General features: G+C 74.0%; 22 protein-coding genes. 6 read left to right on the top strand and 16 right to left on the bottom strand.

Translation table 11 applies throughout. The features are described from left to right. The first annotated feature begins 135 nt into the window (after positions 1–135). Complete coding sequence (locus GGQ55_RS07160; protein WP_366488913.1) at positions 136–2193, top strand: diguanylate cyclase domain-containing protein; 2058 nt, start codon at positions 136–138, stop codon at positions 2191–2193. On the opposite strand, the gene GGQ55_RS07155 is transcribed toward GGQ55_RS07160, so the two are convergent. From GGQ55_RS07155 to GGQ55_RS07095, 13 genes are all read right to left on the bottom strand, one after another. Then, positions 2190–3020, bottom strand: coding sequence for a tyrosine-protein phosphatase (locus GGQ55_RS07155; protein ID WP_179715760.1), 831 nt, complete (start codon positions 3018–3020; stop codon positions 2190–2192). The genes GGQ55_RS07160 and GGQ55_RS07155 overlap by 4 nt on opposite strands. Then, positions 3017–3919 (bottom strand): 3-methyladenine DNA glycosylase, encoded by a 903-nt coding sequence (locus tag GGQ55_RS07150; protein WP_179715759.1) that lies wholly within the window; start codon positions 3917–3919, stop codon positions 3017–3019. The genes GGQ55_RS07155 and GGQ55_RS07150 overlap by 4 nt, the downstream gene beginning before the upstream one ends. Positions 3920–3926: 7 nt before the next feature. Beyond that, complete coding sequence (locus tag GGQ55_RS07145) at positions 3927–4679, bottom strand: 3-hydroxybutyrate dehydrogenase (protein WP_179715758.1); 753 nt, start codon at positions 4677–4679, stop codon at positions 3927–3929. Continuing rightward, entirely contained in the window at positions 4679–4867 is a 189-nt protein-coding gene (locus tag GGQ55_RS07140; protein ID WP_179715757.1) for a hypothetical protein, read from the bottom strand. The genes GGQ55_RS07145 and GGQ55_RS07140 overlap by 1 nt, the downstream gene beginning before the upstream one ends. A 41-nt stretch (positions 4868–4908) precedes the next feature. After that, positions 4909–6753: an acyl-CoA dehydrogenase gene (locus tag GGQ55_RS07135; protein WP_179715756.1), complete on the bottom strand. Its 1845-nt coding sequence runs from the start codon at positions 6751–6753 to the stop codon at positions 4909–4911. 170 nt (positions 6754–6923) lie between these two features. Continuing rightward, positions 6924–7262 (bottom strand): lipopolysaccharide assembly protein LapA domain-containing protein, encoded by a 339-nt coding sequence (locus GGQ55_RS28245; protein WP_366488910.1) that lies wholly within the window; start codon positions 7260–7262, stop codon positions 6924–6926. A 190-nt stretch (positions 7263–7452) separates the two neighbouring features. Continuing rightward, on the bottom strand, positions 7453–7878 hold the full coding sequence (locus tag GGQ55_RS07125) for a hypothetical protein (protein ID WP_179715755.1): 426 nt from the start codon (positions 7876–7878) through the stop codon (positions 7453–7455). A 25-nt stretch (positions 7879–7903) separates the two neighbouring features. Next, positions 7904–8554 (bottom strand): TetR/AcrR family transcriptional regulator, encoded by a 651-nt coding sequence (locus GGQ55_RS07120; RefSeq protein WP_246323778.1) that lies wholly within the window; start codon positions 8552–8554, stop codon positions 7904–7906. 155 nt (positions 8555–8709) lie between these two features. Beyond that, positions 8710–8847 carry a hypothetical protein gene (locus tag GGQ55_RS07115; RefSeq protein ID WP_179715753.1) on the bottom strand — a complete coding sequence of 46 codons (138 nt, stop codon included), beginning with the start codon at positions 8845–8847 and terminating at the stop codon, positions 8710–8712. Positions 8848–8926: 79 nt separating this feature from the next. Next, positions 8927–9835: a metal ABC transporter permease gene (locus GGQ55_RS07110; protein ID WP_179715752.1), complete on the bottom strand. Its 909-nt coding sequence runs from the start codon at positions 9833–9835 to the stop codon at positions 8927–8929. After that, entirely contained in the window at positions 9832–10623 is a 792-nt protein-coding gene (locus GGQ55_RS07105; RefSeq protein WP_179715751.1) for a metal ABC transporter ATP-binding protein, read from the bottom strand. Before GGQ55_RS07105 ends, GGQ55_RS07110 begins: the two co-directional genes overlap by 4 nt. Beyond that, positions 10620–11555: a metal ABC transporter solute-binding protein, Zn/Mn family gene (locus GGQ55_RS07100; protein ID WP_218859195.1), complete on the bottom strand. Its 936-nt coding sequence runs from the start codon at positions 11553–11555 to the stop codon at positions 10620–10622. The genes GGQ55_RS07105 and GGQ55_RS07100 overlap by 4 nt, the downstream gene beginning before the upstream one ends. Positions 11556–11625: 70 nt before the next feature. Then, entirely contained in the window at positions 11626–12642 is a 1017-nt protein-coding gene (locus GGQ55_RS07095; protein WP_218859194.1) for a TIGR03617 family F420-dependent LLM class oxidoreductase, read from the bottom strand. A 107-nt stretch (positions 12643–12749) separates the two neighbouring features. Between GGQ55_RS07095 and GGQ55_RS07090 the strand changes: the two genes are divergently transcribed. Further along, positions 12750–13907 carry an acyl-CoA dehydrogenase family protein gene (locus GGQ55_RS07090; protein WP_366488907.1) on the top strand — a complete coding sequence of 386 codons (1158 nt, stop codon included), beginning with the start codon at positions 12750–12752 and terminating at the stop codon, positions 13905–13907. A gap of 65 nt (positions 13908–13972) precedes the next feature. Further along, complete coding sequence (locus GGQ55_RS07085; protein WP_179715750.1) at positions 13973–15556, top strand: 4-coumarate--CoA ligase family protein; 1584 nt, start codon at positions 13973–13975, stop codon at positions 15554–15556. A 1-nt stretch (position 15557) separates the two neighbouring features. On the opposite strand, the gene GGQ55_RS07080 is transcribed toward GGQ55_RS07085, so the two are convergent. From GGQ55_RS07080 to GGQ55_RS07070, 3 genes are all read right to left on the bottom strand, one after another. Then, positions 15558–15707: a hypothetical protein gene (locus GGQ55_RS07080; RefSeq protein WP_179715749.1), complete on the bottom strand. Its 150-nt coding sequence runs from the start codon at positions 15705–15707 to the stop codon at positions 15558–15560. Positions 15708–15751: 44 nt separating this feature from the next. Continuing rightward, positions 15752–16678, bottom strand: a complete 927-nt coding sequence (locus tag GGQ55_RS07075; RefSeq protein ID WP_179715748.1) for a ribokinase — start codon at positions 16676–16678, stop codon at positions 15752–15754. A gap of 76 nt (positions 16679–16754) precedes the next feature. Then, complete coding sequence (locus GGQ55_RS07070) at positions 16755–17360, bottom strand: DUF6328 family protein (RefSeq protein ID WP_366488904.1); 606 nt, start codon at positions 17358–17360, stop codon at positions 16755–16757. Positions 17361–17372: 12 nt separating this feature from the next. Between GGQ55_RS07070 and GGQ55_RS07065 the strand changes: the two genes are divergently transcribed. Genes GGQ55_RS07065 through GGQ55_RS07055 form a run of 3 tightly spaced genes read left to right on the top strand, consistent with a single transcriptional unit; the run spans position 17373 to position 19344 of the window. Beyond that, positions 17373–17564, top strand: coding sequence for a DUF3140 domain-containing protein (locus GGQ55_RS07065; RefSeq protein WP_246323777.1), 192 nt, complete (start codon positions 17373–17375; stop codon positions 17562–17564). After that, positions 17561–18319, top strand: a complete 759-nt coding sequence (locus GGQ55_RS07060) for a methyltransferase domain-containing protein (RefSeq protein WP_179715747.1) — start codon at positions 17561–17563, stop codon at positions 18317–18319. The genes GGQ55_RS07065 and GGQ55_RS07060 overlap by 4 nt, the downstream gene beginning before the upstream one ends. Then, positions 18316–19344 carry a type III polyketide synthase gene (locus GGQ55_RS07055; protein WP_179715746.1) on the top strand — a complete coding sequence of 343 codons (1029 nt, stop codon included), beginning with the start codon at positions 18316–18318 and terminating at the stop codon, positions 19342–19344. The genes GGQ55_RS07060 and GGQ55_RS07055 overlap by 4 nt, the downstream gene beginning before the upstream one ends. Positions 19345–19375 lie beyond the last annotated feature (31 nt).

The raw sequence follows: 19375 nt of genomic DNA, 5'->3' as shown, positions 1-19375 counted from the left end.
AGATACCCCCGGGGGGTATAACGCGGTTCTACTCCCACCCCGAGCGACCGGCAAGCGTGAGCTGCGCCTCAGCAGCTCCCCCGAACGGGTTGCCGGGGCTCAACGATCAGGCCGTTCGTGCCGATGAGATCCCACGTGACGACCACCGTGCCCGAGCCCCGGGAGACCTCCGGGGCGACGACGGCGCTGGTGCTCGCCTACGTCCGCGAGCACGGCGGCGACGCGGCGGTGGCGGAGACGCTCCGCCGGGCCGCCGTCCCCTTCACCGCCGAGGAGCTCGGCCGGCCGGACCACTGGGTCGGCTACGACACCCGGGTCCGCCTGTTCACCGCCGCGACCGAGGTCCTCGGCGACCCGGAGACCATGTGGCGGGTGGGCAGCGAGGCCCTGTCCAACGGCCTGAGCCCCGCGCTCGTGCTGATCGTCCGCGCGATCGGGTCGCCGCGGCAGGTCTACCGGCAGCTGCCGCGGGCGGTGGCGAAGTTCTCCACGACCTCGACGATGACGGTCCTCGAGGCCGGTGCCACGCACGCGACCATCCACTACCGGCTGCACGACGGCTACCGGCACTCGCGGCTGGACTGCGACTACGCGCGGGGCCTCATCGGCATGGTGCCGGTCGTCTTCGGGCTCCCCCGGGCAGAGGTGCGGCACGACGAGTGCGAGTCGGACGGCCACCCGGCCTGCATCTACCACCTGACCTGGGAGAGCCGCTCCCGGCTGGGCCGGCGCCGCCGCCGCTCGGCCGAGGCGTCCGCGGAGGCCGAGCTGGTCGCCCTGCGCGGCCAGCTGCGCACCCTGCAGTCGGCAGCCTCCGACCTGGTGGCCAGCGACGACCTCGACGCGATCCTGCACACGATCGTCGCCCGCGCCGCGCAGGCGGTGCTGGCCCCGGCGTACGTGCTGGCCGTGACGCCGCCCGCCGGCGGTGCGCCGCTGGTGCACAGCGCCGGCCTGCCCGACGACGCGATCACCGGCACCGCGCGCACCCTGCTGGCCACCGGCGACCTGGGCCCGCACGCGGTGGTCGTCGACGTCGCATCCGCGCGCCGCCGGCACGGCCGGCTGGCCGCGGTCTACCCGGAGGGCCACGGCGCCATCGGCGACGAGCGCTCGATGCTCGCCGCCTACGCCGGCCACGCCGCCGCGGCGCTCGACCTGCTGATGGCCCTCGAGGACGCCCGGCTGGAGGCCGACCGGGCCGGCGCGCTGCTCGCGCTGGCGCACGAGCTCGCGGCCGCGCCCGACGCCGACGCCGTCTGCGACGTCGTGGCCAGGGCGCTGCCCCGGGTCGTCGGCTGCAGCCGAGCCACGATCATGCTGTGGGACCCGGCCTCCGGCCGGCTGCGCACCCGGGCCTCCGAAGGGCTGGACGCCGGGGCCGCCGCGTTCGCCGCCCGCACCGACCTGGCCGCCGAGGACACCCCGGAGCTGGTCGGCATGCTCACCGACCGCGAGCCGCGCGTCCTGCGCGACGCCACGAGCAGCCCGGCCCTGCGGGGGCTGCTCGAGGGGCTCGGCAGCACCGACGCCGTAGCCGTCCCGCTCCTCGCCGGCACCTCGTTCCTCGGGGTCGCCGCCGCGGGCTGGCGGCAGGGCGAGGCGCCGAGCGTCCTGGACGGCGACGTCCTCGTGCGGCTGCGCGGTGTCGGCGACCAGGCCTCGACCGCGCTGCAGAAGGCGCGGCTGCTGGAGACGGTGCGCCACCAGGCCGCGCACGACGCGCTCACCGGCCTGCCCAACCGGGTGCTGTTCCTGGAGCGCCTCACCGCGGCGCTGGAGCGCCCCGAGGCCGAGGAGCAGATCGCCGTCCTGTTCTGCGACCTGGACAGGTTCAAGGCGGTCAACGACTCCCTCGGGCACGCCGCCGGGGACGAGCTGCTCCGCCAGGTCGCCGCCCGGCTGCTCTCCGCGGTGCGCCCCGGCGACACGGTCGGCCGGCTCAGCGGTGACGAGTTCGCCGTCGTCCTGCGCGGGCTCTCCTCACCGGAGGGCGCGCACTCCCTCGCCCGGCGCGTGCTGGCCTGCTTCGACGAGCCGTTCCGGCTCGAGGGACGCGAGGTGCGGATCGGCACCAGCGTGGGCGTGGCCGTCCACGCGAACGGGGACGGCGGCCCGGAACTGCTGCTGCGCCGGGCCGACGCGGCGATGTACGCCGACAAGCACCGCGACCGGGAAGCCCCCGCGCGTTAGTTCCGCAGTCGGGAACGCAGCGCCGCCTGGTCCGCTGCGCCGAACCCGTGCGCCTCCAGCCAGCCGAGAGGGCCACCGTGGCGCTCGTCGAGGAGGGTCAGCACGCGGTCCATCGTCTCCGCCCGGGGGGTGTGGGTCGCCACGTCGCGGCTCTCCATGTCCTCGGCGTAGGTGGGGGAGGCCGCCAGCCGCGCGACGACGCCCTCGATGACCTCGGCGGTCAGCGCGTAGTCGGCGACGATCTCCTCGTGCGGGACGCCGGCGACGGCCAGGCTCAGCGCGCAGACGACGCCGGTGCGGTCCTTGCCGGCGGCGCAGTGCACGATCGCCGCGCCGGGACCGCCGTGCGCCAGGGCGCGCAGCGCGTCGACCACCGCGTCGCTGCGGTCGTTCAGGTAGCCGAGGTAGGACCGGACCGCCGGCGGCTCGTGCTCGTCGCCCTCGGCCACCTGCCGCGGCAGGACGGCCTCCTGCCAGCCGCCCGGGAGTTCGGGGATCTCCTCCTCCTCGACGGCGAACACGTCGGTGTGGTGGCCGCGCTCGGGGATCAGGCTGAAGTGCCGGTGGGTCACCGCCTCGACGTCGCGCAGCGGGCCGCGGCCCTCGAGGAGGACCTCGGCGGTGGTGCGCAGGTCGATGACGTCGCGCAGCCCCAGCTCGTCGACCAGCCGGTGCACGTCCGCCTCGGAGAGCGTCTGCAGGTTGTCGCTGCGCAGGATCCTCCCGGGCACCGTCCGGCCGCCGTCGGTGGTGGGCAGCCCGCCCAGGTCACGGGTGTTCGCCGTTCCGTCGAGGTGCAGCCAGCGATCGGTGCGCAGGGAGGTCACGCCCCGACGGTACGGCGGGGATCTGACACCGCGGCAACACGGTGGCGAACGGGAAGCAGTTCCTCGCACACCGCGATCAGCCGGGCGCGCAGCTCTCCGGCCCGCGCGGCGAGGTCCCGCTGCCGGCGGACGTACTCGGCCTTGCCCTCCGGCGTCTCGATCGCGACAGCCGGCTGCCCGTAGGACGACAGGTCGTACGGCGCGGCCTGCATGTCGAGCAGCCGGACGTCGCGGGCCAGCTCGAAGCAGTCCAGCGCCAGCTCGCCCGGGACCGCCGGTCCCAGCTTGCCGGCCCACTTGTGCACGTCCATCGAGGCGTGCAGGCAGCCGGGCTGCTCCAGGTCGACCTGCGTCGCGCGGGTGGGCTGCAGCCGGTTGCGCCCGACGGCGGCCGGGGTGAAGAACCGGAAGGCGTCGAAGTGGCTGCACCGGATCGGGTGCGCCTCGACGACGGCGTCCGTGCCGGCCTGCCCCAGGCGCAGCGGCAGCGGGTGCCGGTGCTCCTGCTGGCGGTAGACCATGGCCCACTCGTGCAGCCCGAAGCAGCCGGTGAACAGCGACCGGGAGGCGGTCGCGGTCAGCAGTCGGTGCACGAAGCGCACGGTGTCGCCGCGGTCGGCCAGGAACGTCGCGAGGTCCAGGGTCACCGCGCCGTCGGCGTCCGTCCGGTACCAGCGCCAGCCGGCGTGCGGGGCCGGGGCCGACCCCGGCTCGAGGACGACGCCCGGGCCGGGGTGCCAGCGGCGCAGCAGCGACGGGCGGGTGTTGTAGTACTCGAAGAGGAAGTCCTCGATGGCGTGCCGTTCGCCGGCGGCCTTGCGGGCGCGGTGCCCGGCGGTCAGCGCGTCGGCGCGGTCGGCGTGCGCACGGGCCCTCTCCTGCCAGATCTCCGCGCGCACCGGTCCATCATCGCGCGGTCCAGCCGCCGTCCATCGGGAAGGTGGCGCCGGTGACCGAGGTGGCGACGGGCGAGCAGAGCCACGCCACCATCTCGGCGACCTCCTCGGGCTCGAGCAGCCGCTTGACGGCTGCGGGGGCCAGCATGATCTGCGCGACGACGTCGTCCTCGGAGATGCCGTTCGCGCGCGCCTGGTCGGCGATCTGGCCCTCGACCAGAGGAGTGCGGACGTAGGCAGGGGCGATGCAGTTCGACGTCACCCCGTGCTCCGCGCCCTCCAGCGCGATCGTCTTCGACAGCCCCTCCAGGCCGTGCTTGGCCGTGACGTACGCGCCCTTGAACGGTGAGGCGACCAGCCCGTGGATGGAGCTGATGTTCACGATCCGGCCCCACCCGCGCCCGTACATGTGCGGCAGCGCCCCGCGGGCCAGGCGGAACGGCGCTTCGAGCATCAGCCGGAGGATGTAGGAGAACCGGTCGGGCGGGAACTCGTGGATCGGCGCCACGTGCTGCAGGCCGGCGTTGTTCACCAGGACGTCGACGTCCAGGTCCAGCCGGTCGATCCCGTCCAGATCGGAGAGGTCGGCGGTCACCGCGGTGCCGTCGACCTTGCCGGCCACGGCGGCGGCCGCGTCGGCGTCCCGGTCGACGACCAGCACGTGCGCGCCCGCTTCGGCCAGCCGGATCGCCGCCGCCCGGCCGATGCCCGAGCCCCCGCCGGTGACCAGGGCCCGCCGTCCGGACAGGAAGTCGCCGGTCATCAGTCGGCGGAGTTGCCCGGCCGCGCGACGGCGTCGTCCTCCTGGGCGTCGTCGTCCGTGGTGAGGGTGGTGTCCTTCTCGCCGCGGTCGCTCGCCTCGTTGCCGGGTGTGCCGTCGACCAGGTTCGCCGGCGAGTTGGCGTCGGTGGTCTCGTTCTCGTTGTAGCCGGTGGGCTGGGACTCGGTCACGGTCGCAACCATGCCCCGCCCACCGGCCCGGAAACGACGCCTCAGAAGGCGGACTCGTCGAGCTCCATGAGCGCGTTGTCGGTGTTCTCCACGATGACCCGCTCGGCGGAGAGCTTCGGCAGCACCTGGGTGCAGAAGAAGCGGGTGGCGGCGAGCTTGCCCTCGTAGAAGAACCGGTCCCTCTCCGAGACCTCCCCGCCGAGCGCGGACAGCGCGACCTCGGACTGGCGGATCAGCAGCCACGCGGTGATCAGATCGCCGGCGGCCAGCAGCAGCCGCGAGGTGTTCTGCGCGACCTTGTAGAGGCTGCTCATGTCCTCCTGGGCGGCCGTCAGCTGGCCGAACATCGCGGTGAGCATGCCCTGGACGTCGGAGAGCGCCGTCTGCAGCAGCGCCCGCTCCTCCTTGAGCCGGCCGTTGCCGACCTCGGCGTCGATCGTCGCCTGGATCTGCGAGGCCAGCCAGGTCAGCGCGACGCCGCCGTCCTTGACGATCTTGCGGAAGAAGAAGTCCTGGCCCTGGATCGCGGTCGTGCCCTCGTAGAGGGTGTCGATCTTGGAATCGCGGATGTACTGCTCGATCGGGTAGTCCTGCAGGTAGCCCGACCCGCCGAGGGTCTGCAGCGACTCGGCGGTGAGCAGCTGGGTGGCCCGCTCGGAGCCGAAGCCCTTCACGATCGGCAGCAGCAGGTCGTTGACCTTGGCCGCGAGCACGGCCTCCTCGCTGTCGGCGGAGCCCTCGGCCTCGGCCTGGATCACCTGGTCGCGGAACGTCGCGGCGTACAGGTAGAGCGCGCGCATGCCCTCGGCGTAGGACTTCTGCAGCATGAGCGAGCGGCGCACGTCGGGGTGGTGGGTGATGGTCACCCGCGGGGCGTCCTTCGACGTCGCGGTCAGGTCGGCGCCCTGCACCCGCTCCTTGGCGAAGGCCAGCGCCTGCTGGTAGCCGGCCGAGAGGGTGGCGATCGCCTTGGCGCCCACGAACATCCGGGCGTGCTCGATCACCTTGAACATCTGCGCGATGCCGTCGTGCACGTCGCCGACCAGCCAGCCCTTCGCGGGCACGGGGCCGTCGCCGAAGGTGAGCTCGCAGGTCGTGGAGACCTTGAGGCCCACCTTCTTCTCGACGTTGGTCACGTAGACGCCGTTGCGCTCGCCGAGCTCACCGGTCTCGAGGTCGACGTGGACCTTGGGGACGACGAACAGCGACAGGCCCTTCGTGCCGGCCTTCGCGCCCTCGGGGCGGGCCAGCACGAGGTGGACGATGTTGTCCGAGAGGTCGTGCTCGGCGGAGGTGATGAACCGCTTCACGCCGGTGATGTGCCAGGAGCCGTCGTCCTGCTGCACCGCCTTGGTCCGGCCGGCGCCGACGTCGGAGCCGGCGTCGGGCTCGGTGAGCACCATCGTGGCGCCCCACTTGTGCTCGACCATGAGCTCGGCGAGCCGCTTCTGGTCGGGCGTGCCCAGCTCGTGCAGGACCCCGGCGAAGGCGGCCCAGGCGCCGTACATGAAGACGGCGGGGTTGGCGCCCAGGATCATCTCGAAGGTGGCCCACGAGAACGTCTGCGGGGCGCCGAAGCCGCCGAGCTCCTCGGGCAGGTCGAGGCGGTACCACTCGCCGTCCTCGAGGGCGCGCACCGACTTCTTGAACGACTCGGGCAGCGTGACCGAGTGGGTGGCGGGGTCGAAGACCGGCGGGTTGCGGTCGGCGTCGGCGAAGGACTCGGCGATCGGCCCCTCGGCCAGCTTGCGGATCTCCGCGAGCACGCCGCGCGCCGTCTCGGCGTCCATCTGCTCGAACGGGCCGGTGCCGAACCGGTCCTTGGTGTCGAGGAACTCGAACAGGTTGAACTCGAGGTCCCGCAGGTTCGCGGTGTAGTGACCCATGCCGGTGGCTCCCGTGGCTCGGTACGTGTGACGGCGATCCCTTACTCGCCAGTAACAAACGTTATTACCGACGAGTAGCAACGGCAAGCGCACCGCCGTCCGACACGCCCCTCGGGGTGTGGTCGCGACCCTCGCGGTGCAGGACGCGGGGGGCGACCACACCGCGCGGGTCAGGACTTGCGGTTGCGGCGGGCGCGCCGGGTCAGGCCGGCCAGCCACACGAGCAGGCCGCCGAGCGCGGCCGCGATCACCAGCGCCAGCACCAGCGGCGCCTCGACGTTCCCGAAGACCAGGCTGACCTCGACGGTCTGGGTGTTGAAGACGACGAACAGCACCAGCAGGACGGTCACGAACAGCAGCAGCGCGAGGGCGAGCGTGCGACCGGCGGTGCGGCCGCGGGACCGCGTCGGGGCGGGCTGCGGGGTGGTCGGCGTCAGCGGCGTTCCCGGCGGCGGACCGGCGGGACCGGGGATCCCGGTCGGGACGACGGGCGGCTCGGGTGCGGTCACCCCGCCAGTGTCCTGCGCCGTCGCCGTCCGCAGGGCCCGATCCGCCCTGACCGAGACCGACTCGTCACCGTCGGGCGTCGGTTCCGTCGTCCTGGCTCACGGCAAGGGTTCCTGGCTCACGTCCCACGGTGAGCCAGGAACCGGGGGATCAGCTGAGCTGATCGTGGCCGGGCCCGGCCGGGCCGAGCGGTCAGTCGTCCAGCGCCGGGCCGGCCTCGTGCCGCGGGTGGCCGGACGTGCGCTCGCGCTGCTTCATCCGTGCCTCGAACACGTGCCGGTCCCCGTCGGAGAGCTCGGTGCGGGCGCGCTCGTCGAAGGCGCGGAACGTCGTCCAGTAGCCGGCGTCGTAGTCCTCGATGATCTGGAACGTCCAGCGGTCGGCGATCACGTTGCGCCCCACGAGGTCGCGCTCGAGGTCGTCGGCCAGTTCCGCGTGCCCGCCCTTGCGGAACAGCTCGACCGCCTCCTGCACGGCGAGGTCGGCGGTGCCGGTCAGCCGGTGGAAGCCGTACAGCAGGCCCCGGGCGTGCTCGACGACCTCGAGGGCCTCGGACAGCTTGCCGAGCGCCTCGACGGTCGTGTCGTCCAGGTCAGGGCGGGTGCGATCGGTGCTCACCCGCTCATCCTGCGGACAGGAGGCGTCAGACGCGCGCGGTGACCGCGAGCGCGTCGGCGTGGGCGATGAGCTTCTCGGCGAGCGCACGACCGTGCGAGGCCGGGCCGTCGGGGCCGAGCAGGCCGCCGGAGAGGTACATGCCGTCGATGATCAGGTGGATCTGCGCGGCCAGGTCGTCGCCCCGGCCGGGCAGCAGCTCGTCGGCCTGCCGCTCCAGCCGCGCGTGCAGCTCGAACTTGTAGTCGGCGGCGGCGCTGCGGGCCGGGTGCTGCGGGTCGTCGTACTCGCTGCTGACGTTGGTGAACGGGCAGCCGCGGAAGCCGGGGCGGGTGACCTCGCGCTCGACGTGGTCGACGACGGCGAGCAGCGCGGCCCGCGGGTCGCCGTCGCAGCGGGCCAGTTCGGCGTCGATGAAGGCGAGGACCGTCGCGGCCTTGCGGGCCAGGTACGCGCCGACCAGCTCGTCCTTGCTCTTGAACAGCCGGTAGACCGTCATCTTGCCCAGACCCGTCTCGCGGACGAGCTCGTCCATGCCGACGCTGCGCGAGCTGCGGGTCGCGAAGAGGCGCTCAGCGGTGTCGAGGACGATCGCCTGCCGCTCGGCGCGGCTGCGGCGAACCGGGGCCGAGGCGTCGTCGGCGGCGGCGAGTTTCAGGGCGGCGGTCACGGCACGCATGCTGCCCGAGAACGTGACGGAAGAGTTCGCGGCACGCCGAGCCATGTAGCTCTGTGTAACCAGGGGTGGGGGAGTTGTGCGAGGCGCCGGGGATCGATGTGGTCGCTGTGGTTACTCGCAGTCACACCGCAGCAGGGCGATCCCCGGCGACGCCCTCAGTTGACGCGGATGCGGCGCGGGTTGGCCAGCAGGCGGGCGGTCAGGACGACGGACGTCTCCTGCTCGCGGGACTCGTCGGTCCGCACCGCCGCGGCGTCGTCGGCTACTCGGATCTCGCGGGTGTTCTCCTCCATGCCTTCCAGCCTGCCCTCGCCCTCGCCGGAGGAAACAGACCCGAACCGGTGATCCGCGTCGCACCCGGCGAGAGATCGGTCACGCTCCGACGACCGGGGCCGCCGCGTGGTGGTGGCTGTCGACGTCGGCCGGCGTGCGCTGGCGGACCTCGCGACGCCGGCCGGTCAGCGCCAGCACCACGAGCCAGACGGCGACCGCGACCGCAACGACGAAGAAGCTCGGCGGCAGGTTGACCATCGCCGAGAGCACCAGTCCGAGCCAGACCGAGCCGAGGGCGATGGCCACGGCGATGCCCGCGACCGCGACCGGACGGGCGGTCAGCCGCAGCGCCGTGGCGGCCGGCGTCACCACGAGGGCGAACAGCAGCAGCGTGCCGACGACCTGCACCGCCATCGTGATCGTCAGCGCGAGCAGGACGACGAACGCCAGCCCGAGCGCGCGCACCGGCACGCCGCGCGCCTCGGCGACGGCCGGGTCGACGGAGGCGAACAGCAGCGGCCGCGCGATCAGCGCCAGGACCAGCACGACGGCGAGGGTGAACAGGCCGAAGACGACGAGCTGGTCGGCGGAGATGGCCAGCAGGTTGCCGAACAGCACCGACGTCGTCGCGCTGGCGTTCGCGCCGGCCAGCGAGGCGAACAGCACGCCCAGCCCCGTGGCCAGCGCCAGGATCGTGCCGGTGGCGATCTCCCGCTCGGCCACGCGCTTGCCGAACAGGCCGATGAGCAGTCCGCCGCCGATGCAGAAGACCGCGAGCCCGAGCGTGACCGGGGCGCCGATCAGGATCGCGCCGGTCGCGCCCGGGAAGCCGATGTGCGCCAGCGCGTGCGCGGCGAAGGCGTTCTGGCGGGTGATGACGAAGTAGCCCAGCAGCCCGGCGGCGACGGCGACCAGGGAGCCGCCGATCAACGCGTGGCGCATGAACGTCGTCCCGAGGATGTCCAGCCAGTCGGACTGGAAGCCGATGTCGGCGAGGAACCCGCTCATCGCTCGCTACCCGCGGGGTCGGGGTCGCTCCACGCGGCCCGGGTGAACAGGTCGCCCTGCGGGGTGCGGACGACGCCCACCGGCGTCCCGTAGAGGTGGGTCAGCAGGTCCTCCTGGACGACGTCGCCGATCGAGGCGTGGTGCGGGTGGCCGTCGAGCAGGTAGACGGCGTCGGTGAGCACGGGGAGCAGCGGGTTCAGGTCGTGCGCCACGACCAGGACGGTGGCGCCGCGCTCGCGCTGCAGGTCGCCGAGCAGCCGCACGATCTCGTGCTGGTTGCGCAGGTCGAGGTTGGCCAGCGGCTCGTCGAGCAGCAGCAGCTCGGCGTCGTCCACGATCGCCTGGGCGATGGCCACGCGCTGCTGCTGGCCGCCGGAGAGCTCCGACATGCGCCGGTCGGCGTAGCCGGCCGCGCCGACCCGCTCGAGGGCGGCGTCGACCCGGGCGCGCTCGCCGGCGCTGGTCGGGCGCAGGCCGAACCGGCCGCCGTTGAGGCCGAGGGTGACCAGGTCGCGGGCGCGGACCGCCTCGCCGATCGCGGCGGTGTAGTTCTGGGGCACGTAGCCGATCCGCCGGTTGCCCCGGCGCGGTGGGCCGCCGAGCACGCGCACCTGCCCCTCGGCGACCGGCAGCAGGCCCAGCAGCACCTGGAACAGCGTCGTCTTGCCCGCGCCGTTGGGGCCGATGACGCCGACGACGGCGCCGGCGGGGACGCTCAGGTCGCCCTCCGACCAGACGGTCCGGCCGCCGCGGACGACCCGGACGCCTTCCAGCTCGAGGGCGTTCACGAGGTCTCCAGCGCGGTCGAGAGCCTCCGGAGCTGTGCGAGTTGCCACGCGACGAACGAACCGCCCGGGTGCGGCGGCGATTCCGTCACCTCGACCACAGGCACACCGGCGTGCTCGGCGGTGGCGCGCAGCTGGTCGGGCAGCTCGCCCTCGGTCTGGGTGTTCACGACGAGGACGTCGACCTCGCCGGTGCGCAGCGCCTTCTCGAACGCGGCGATGTCGCCGGGCGCCGGGTCGCCCTCGTTGCTCACCGCGGAGCGGTAGCCCTCGGGCGTGACGTCGCGCAGCCCGATGGCTCGGGCGGTCGGGTCGAAGACGGTCTCGGTGGCCGCGTACGTCTTCCCGGCGGCCGCCGTCCGCAGTGCGGCGAGCTCGTCGGTCCAGGGCTGCCGGTCCCGTTCCTCGGCGGTGGCCCGGGCCGTGAAGACGTCGGCGTCGTGCGGGGCGAGCGTCGTGAGCTCGGCGGTGACGCGCGCGGCCATCCGCGGCACCAGGTCCGGGTCGTACCAGAGGTGCGGGTTGTCGCCGGTGCGCCAGCCGGCGACCTGGGCGGCGGTGACGACGGCCGGCCGTGGGTCGAGGTTGCGGACGGCGTCGGCGGCCCAGGTGTCGTACCCCGCGCCGTTGAGGACGACGAGGTCGGCCTTCTCGAACGCGGCGATGTCGGCCGGCTTGGGCTCGTAGTCGTGCGGGTCGACGGCGGAGGACGCGAGCACCGTGGTCACGGTCGTGCAGTCACCGCCCAGCGTGCGGGCCAGGTCGCTCCACTGGCTCACCGAGACGACCACGTCGACCAGGTCACCCGGGCAGCGCGCCGCATCGCCCGACGTCGTCACCGGGCGGCTGCCGGCGCCGCTCGCGGCGGTGCAGGCGGTCAGCACCAGCCCGGCCAGCACGGCCAGGACGGCGACGACCCCTCGGGCGCGGCCCACGTCCCCTCCCTAGATGGGAATGATTCTCACTTCCAGTATGCCGGAGGCAGGGGCGGCGGCGCGAGGGGGTTCAGGCGAGGTCGGCGACCAGCGGGTCCCAGAGGTCCAGCGAGGAGGGGTAGGAGGCGTAGACGCTGAACCGGTCGACCAGGTCGCCGAACCGGGCGCAGATCAGTCCGCCGAGCTCCTCCGGCGCTCCGATGACCGCGAACTCGGCCAGGACGTCGTCGCCGACCAGGTCGCGCATCGCCGTCCACTTGTCCTCGCGACGGCTCACCGACAGCTGGTGCAACTCCTCGCCCAGGGCCTCCCAGCCGTGCAGCTCCAGCACGGGGCGGTAGGCCGGGGTGCTGCCGTAGAAGGCGATCGTGGCCTCGACCGCCTGCGCCGCCTCGGCCAGCTCGTCGTCGGTGCGCCCGGTGACGACCAGGCCGGGGAGGTTCACGGTCACGTCGGCGCGCTCGCGACCGGACACGGCCAGCCCCTCGTCCAGGGCCGGCAGCGTGCGCTCGCGGAGGTAGCGGGCGGTGGTGAAGCCGTGCACCAGCAGGCCGTCGGCCACCTCGCCGACCAGCCGCGTCATCGCCGGGCCCACGGCCGCGAGGTGCACGGGCGGTGCGCCCCACTCGTGCGCGGGCGGCGAGAACATCGGCGTCATCAGCGTGTGCCGGTAGTACTCGCCCTGGAAGCGCAGCGGCTCGCCGTCCTGCCACGAGCCCCAGATCGCGCGCAGCGCGCCGATGTACTCGCGCATCTGCGCGACCGGCTTGCCCCACGGCATCGAGAACCGCCGCTCGACGTGCGCCTTGATCTGGGTGCCGAGCCCGAGGACGAACCGCCCCCTCGTGTAGCGCTGCAGGTCGTGGGCGGTCAGGGCCAGCGTCATCGGGGAGCGGGCGAAGGCGACCGCGATCGCGGTGCCGATCGTCACCCGCTCCGTGGCCAGCCCGGCCGAGTGCAGCTGCAGGAACGGGTCGTGGTTCACCTCCGAGGCCCAGATGCCGGCGTACCCGCGGGCCTCCAGCTCCCGGGCGGTGGCGGGGACGTCATCCATCCCGGTGGACAGCAGCGCGGCGTCGAGGAGCACGGTTGGCGAGCCTGCCGGACGGATGCCGCGCTGACCAGCGCGGGGGACCGGTCCGTCCGTCGAGCAGGCGGTTGTGGCCGGAGCCGCAGCCGTGGTGGGCTCGCCCCGTGACGCTGGACTTCGACGAGGGCGACGAGCTGCGAGCGCTGCGGGCGGCCGTCGCCGACCTCGGCTCCCGCTACGGGCAGGAGTACTTCCTCGCGCAGGCGCGCTCGGGCGGGCGCACCGACGCGCTGTGGTCGGAGGTCGGCAAGGCCGGGTTCCTCGGCGTGAACATCCCCGAGGAGCACGGCGGGGGAGGCCGCGGGCTGCTGGAGCTCTCGATCGTGCTGGAGGAGCTCGGCGCCGCCGGTTGCCCGCTGCTGATGATGGTCGTGTCGCCGGCGATCTGCGGCACCGTGATCACCCGCTACGGCACGCCGGAGCAGAAGGACCGCTGGCTGCCGGGGATCGCCGACGGCTCGGTGACGATGGCCTTCGCCATCACCGAGCCCGATGCCGGCTCGAACTCCCACGAGATCAGCACCATCGCCCGCCGGGACGGCGAGGAGTGGGTGCTGTCCGGCCGCAAGGTGTGGATCAGCGGCGTCGACCAGGCCGACGCGCTGCTCGTGGTCGGGCGGCTCGCCGACGGGCCGCCCGGGACGCTGCGGCCGGCGCTGTTCGTCGTCCCGACCGGTGCCCCCGGGCTGACCGCGCACCCGATCCCGATGGAGATCGTGAGCCCGGAGCGGCAGTTCTCGCTGTTCCTGGACGACGTCCGGCTGCCCGCCGACGCGCTGGTCGGCCACCCCGACCAGGGCATCGCGCAGCTGTTCGCCGGCCTGAACCCCGAGCGTGTGATGGCCGCGGCCTACTCCCTCGGCGTCGCGCGGCTGGCGATGCGCAAGGCGACCGCCTACGCCCGCGAGCGGGAGGTGTGGGGGACGCCGATCGGCGCGCACCAGGGCCTGGCGCACCCGCTGGCCGCCTGCCAGGTGGAGATCGAGCTGGCCCGGCTGATGACGCAGAAGGCTGCGTGGCTGATCGACACCGGCCGGGAGGCCGGCAGCGCCGCGAACAGCGCGAAGTACGCCGCCGCCGAGGCCGCGGCGCGCACCGTCGACCAGGCGATCCAGACCCACGGCGGCAACGGCCTGTCCCAGGAGTACGGCGTCGCCGCGCTCCTGGCGATGTCCCGCGTCAGCCGGATCGCGCCGGTCAGCCGCGAGATGATCCTCAGCTTCGTGGCCCAGCACGACCTGCAACTCCCCCGCTCCTACTAGGTGGTTTCGCGCGCTTAACCGCGCGCGGTTAAGCGCGCGAAACCACAGAAGACCCGGAGGACGACGTGGCCGAGCCGCGCATCTACAGCAGTGAGTACCCGGCGGTCGAGACGCCGACGACGCCGATCTGGCAGTTCGTGCTCGCCGACGCCGCCGCCCGCGGGGACGCCCCGGCACTGGTCGACGGCATCACCGGCCAGACGATCAGCTACGCGCAGCTGGCGCACATGGTCGAGCGCATGGCGGCCGGGTTCGCCGGGATCGGCGTCAAGCCCGGCGACGTCGTCGCGCTGCACAGCCCGAACACCGTGCTCTACCCGGTGGTCTTCTACGCCGCCAGCCGCGCCGGGGCCACGGTGACGACGCTGTCCGCCCTGGCCACCGCCAAGGACATGGCCGGCCAGCTCGCCGACTCCGGCGCCACGCTGGTCGTCACGGTCGGCGCGCTGCTGCCGGTCGCGCTGGAGGCCGCCGGCGAGCGGCCGGTCTGGACCTGCGACCGGGTCGAGGGGCACCCGAGCGTGCAGGACCTGCTCGCCGCCGACGGCCCGGCCCCCGACGTCGCGGTCGACCCGGCCGAGGACGTCGCCGTCCTCCCCTACTCCTCCGGCACGACTGCGCTGCCTAAGGGCGTGATGCTCACCCACGCCAGCATCGGGGTGAACCTGGCGCAGATCGACGTGCTGCACACGATGGGGCCGGAGGACCGGATCGTCGCCGTCCTGCCGTTCTTCCACATCTACGGCATGACCGTGCTGATGAACGTCGCGCTGCGCAAGGGCGCCACGGTCGTCGTCCTGCCGCGCTTCGACCTGCTGCAGTTCCTCGACGTCCTCGAGCAGCACCGGATCACGCGGGCCTACGTCGCGCCGCCGGTCGTGCTGGCCCTGGCCAAGCACCCGGCCGTCGACGGGCGCGACTTCTCCGCGCTCAGCTTCATCCTGTCCGCCGCCGCGCCGCTGGACGCCGAGCTCGCGCAGGTCTGCGCCGACCGGCTGGGCGTCGAGATCGGCCAGGCCTACGGCATGACCGAGCTCTCCCCCGGCACGCACCTCGTCCCCGACGGCACCGCCCGCTCGGCGCCTCCCGGGACCGTCGGCAAGCTGTTCCCCTCCACCGAGGCCCGGCTGGTGTCGGTCGAGACCGGCGAGGACGCCGGCCCGGGCGAGGAGGGCGAGATCTGGATCCGCGGCCCGCAGCGGATGAAGGGCTACTTCGGCCGGCCCGAGGAGACCGACACCCTGATCGACGCCGACGGGTGGCTGCACACCGGCGACATCGGCACGGTCGACGACGACGGCTGGTGGTTCGTCGTCGACCGGGTCAAGGAGCTGATCAAGTACAAGGGCTACCAGGTCGCCCCCGCCGAGCTGGAGGCCGTGCTCCTGGGCAGCCCGGACGTCGCCGACGCCGCGGTCATCGGTGTCTACGACGAGAGGGGCGACGAGGTGCCCAAGGCGTTCGTCGTCCGCGCGCCGGGCAGCGCCGCGACCGAGGACGACGTCCTGGCCTACGTCGCCGAGCACACGGCGCCCTACAAGCGGGTCCGCCGCGTGGAGTTCATCGACGCGGTGCCCAAGGCGGCCAGCGGCAAGATCCTGCGCCGCGAGCTGCGGGCGAAGGAGCGGGAGGCCGCCGGCCAGGCGTGACTCAGTCGCTGTCCGGCTGGTCGGCGCCCTCGTCGTCGGGGCCCTCGGCCGGCTGCTGCGGGTGCGGGGTGCGGGAGTCGACCTGACGGCCAGGGGCCTCGTCGCCCTCGGCCGGCTCGCTGCTGTGCGGGGTGCGTCCGGGCTCGCTCATGCGCGCTCTCCTGCCCCCCTTGTCCCACGTGAAACAGCCACGATTCAGCCGACGGGGACCGCCTCCGGGACACGGGCCAGGGCCGCGCGGACGGCGTCGTCGTCGGGCAGCGCACCGCGGGCACCCGGCCCGGTCGTCGACAGCGCGGCCGCGGCGACCGCGTAGCGGACCGCCCCGGCCAGCGGCGTGCCGGCGGCGAGCGCGGCGGCGAGCGCGCCGCAGAAGCAGTCCCCGGCGCCGGTGGTGTCGACCGGGGTCACCGGCAGGGGCGGCTGCAGCAGCGCCGGACCGTCGCCGTCCGGCACCAGGAGCGCGCCGCGGGAGCCCAGGGTGACGACGACGGCCGAGGCGGTCACCGCCCGCGCCAGCCGCACCAGCTCGGCCGGCTCCCGCTCGCCCGGCCCGGCACCGGCCAGCGCGGCGAGCTCGTGCTCGTTGGGGACCAGGACGTCGACCCGCTCGAGCAGCTCGGCCGGCAGCGGCCGGGGCGGTGCCGGGGTGAGGACGACGGTGCCGCCGGCTGCCTCCGCGGCGGCGCGCACGGTCGCCAGGGGCACCTCGAGCTGCAGCAGCACGACGTCGGCGCGGCGGACCGGGTCGGCGACGGCGTCGTCCGGGGTGAGCTCGGCGTTCGCCCCCGGGACGACGACGATCAGGTTCTCCCCGCTGCCCTGCTCGACCGGGATCGTGGCGCTGCCGGTCGGCACGCCGGGCGTGCGGTGCACCCGGCTGACGTTGACCCGCGAATCGGCGAGCGCGGCCAGCTGCCGGTCGCCCGCCGGGTCGTCGCCCACCCGCCCGATCATGTGCACGCCGGGGGCGAGCCGGCCCGCGGCGGCAGCCTGGTTGGCGCCCTTGCCGCCCGGCGCCAGCGTTGTCCCCTCGCCGATCACCGTCTCGCCGCGGCCGGGCAGGCGGCCGACGCGCACGAGCACGTCCTCGTTCAGGCTGCCGACGACGGTGACGGACACGCGGGGACCTCCGGGCTCGGGAGCGGAGGCTCACGGGCGAGGTTTCCTCGCACGTCAGCCTCCGGTACGGGCCCGGTCATCCTTGCTGGTCGTCGTCCTCGTCCGGATCGGGGGCCACGCCCAGCCCCTCCCGGCGGACCCACACCGGCAGCACGTACCAGGTGAGCAGTCCGGCGAGGGCGATGAACCCGCCGCCGACCAGGCCCTGCCACAGACCGAGCGCGACGTCCAGGATGAGCAGGACCGAGCTGGTGATGGCGACGACGAGCAGCCCCAGCCCGATGAGCAGCAACCGGTCGGCGACGGCGACCAGGGCGGCCTTCTGCCGCCGCCGGAACACCAGCCGGTGGAAGGAGACCGGGGCGATGAGCACCAGCGTGGCCAGCGCGGTGGCCAGGACCGCGACGGTGTACACCGTCAGCTTGAACGCGTCCAGCTCGCGGAAGCGCTGGGTGAAGGCCAGCGCGAGCAGGAAGGCGAACAGGACCTGCACGCCGGTGATCGCGACCCGCACCTCCTGCAGCAGCTCGGCGAGGTTCCGGTCGAGCACCTGCTGCACCGACTCGCCGCGGCTGCGCGCCGTCTGCTGCGCGGCCGCGGCGTCGTAGCGACCCACCCCCGTGTGGGCCAGCGGTTTCCCACCCACGCCGCAGAGGTACCCGCCGAGGGCCGCCGTCGACACCCGGGAGTCCTCATGGCGCAGAACGACGCCGACGGCCGTCGGGCAGAAGGACGGCTCGGGCGAGTCGACCTGGCGCACATGCGGAAGGTCCACGGGTACGTTCAGGGCCACCTCGCCCAGGAGCCGGGCAAGGAGGACGTCGAGACGTCGAAGTGGCGGTACTCGTTGATGAACTGGGGCCACGATCCGTTGAAGGGGGCGTGACCCCGCTCCGCCGGAACGACCCGGCCCAGTACGACGAGCTGGCCGACCAGTGGTGGCGGCCCTCCGGCATGTTCGCCGCGCTGCACTGGCTGGCCGCGTCGCGGGCCGAGCACATCCCGCCGGCGCCCGGTCCCGGCGCGCTGCTGGTCGACCTGGCCTGCGGGGGCGGCCTGATGGCGCCGCACGTCGCACGGCTCGGCTACCGGCACGTCGGCGTCGACATCGGGCTCCCGGGTCTCGAGCTCGCGCGCGGGCACGGCGTCCTGCCGGTCCGCGGCTCGGTGCTCGAGGTCCCGCTGGCCGACGGGTGCGCCGACGTCGTCGTCGCCGGTGAGGTGCTCGAGCACGTGGACGACGACGTCGCCGTCCTGGCCGAGTGCGCCCGCCTGCTGCGCCCGGGCGGCACCCTCGTACTCGACGCCCTGGCCGACACCGCGCTCAGCCGGTTCGTGATGGTGCGGCTGCTCGAGCACGTGCCCGGCGGCCCGCCCCCGGGGCTGCACGACCCCGCCCTCTTCGTCGATCGATCGCGTCTGCTCGCGGCGGCCGACGAGCTGGGTCTGGAGCTGAGGCTCGTGGGCCTGCGGCCGTCGTTCCGGGACGCGATCGCGTGGCGGCTCGGGCGCCGGGAGGGCGTCCGGTTCCGCCCCATCCGGTCGACCGCCGTCGTCTTCGCAGGTTACGGACGCAAACGGGCTGAGGCGGCGCCGGGAAACCGCACGTACCGTCGGGGCATGACCGGAGGCCAGGGGTGACCGCGGCGGTGCTGACCGGCGCCGGCTCGGCACTGCCGGCCACGTTCGACCAGGACGCGGTCTGGGAGGGCTTCTTCGCCCAGCACTACGCCGGCGTCCGGGCCGCCCGCCGGATCTTCACCGGCTCCGGCGTGCGCACCCGGCACGCGGTCGCCAACCCGGCCGACGAGGACCTCACCGGCTGGGGGACCGGCGCGCGGATGGCCCGATACATCGAGGAAGCGCTGCCCCTGGGCAAGCAGGCCGTCGCCGGTGCGCTCGACGCGGCCGGTCTCGCGCCCGGGGACGTCGGGTTGTTCGCCGTCGCCACCTGCACCGGCTACGCCACCCCCGGGCTGGACATCCGGCTGGCCAGCGACCTCGGCATGCCGGCCGGGCTGGAGCGGCTGCTCGTCGGGCACATGGGCTGCTACGCCGCGATCCCGGGGCTGTCTGCCGCGGGGGACTACGTGGCCGCCCGCGGCCGGCCCGCCGTCCTGCTCTGCTGCGAGCTGACCAGCCTGCACGTCCAGCCGGCGCGGACCGCGCTGGACCAGGTGGTCGCGCACGCGCTGTTCTCCGACGCCGCCGCTGCCGTGGTCCTCGAGCCCGGCGCCGGCCGCGGCCGCCGGCTGGCCGGCGTCGTGGCGCGCACCGACCCGTCCACCGCCGACCACATGACCTGGGACGTCACCGATCTCGGTTTCCGGATGGGCCTGTCGCCGCGGGTGCCCGACGTCCTCGCCCGGCACGTCGGCGGCGTGGTCGACGAGCTGCTCACCGGGGCGGGCCTGCGGGTCGAGGACGTCGCCGGCTGGGCGGTGCACCCCGGCGGCCCCCGCATCCTCGACGTGGTCCGCGACCAGCTCGGCCTCGCCGAGAGCGACATGGCCGCCTCGCGGCAGGTGCTCGCCGAGCACGGCAACTGCTCCTCGGCCACGGTGCTGCTCGTGCTCGACGAGCTGGCAGACGTCGACGGCCCGGTCGTCGCGATGGCGTTCGGGCCCGGCCTCACGCTCTACGCCGCGCTGCTTCTCCCCGCCTGAGGCGGGTCGAAAGGCCCCATTCGCCCGGCTC

The organism is Petropleomorpha daqingensis (assembly GCF_013408985.1).
GTDB classification, from domain to species: Bacteria; Actinomycetota; Actinomycetes; order Mycobacteriales; family Geodermatophilaceae; genus Petropleomorpha; species Petropleomorpha daqingensis.
Note: the sequence above shows the minus strand (reverse complement) of the source record. Positions and strands in the feature narration are given on the sequence as shown.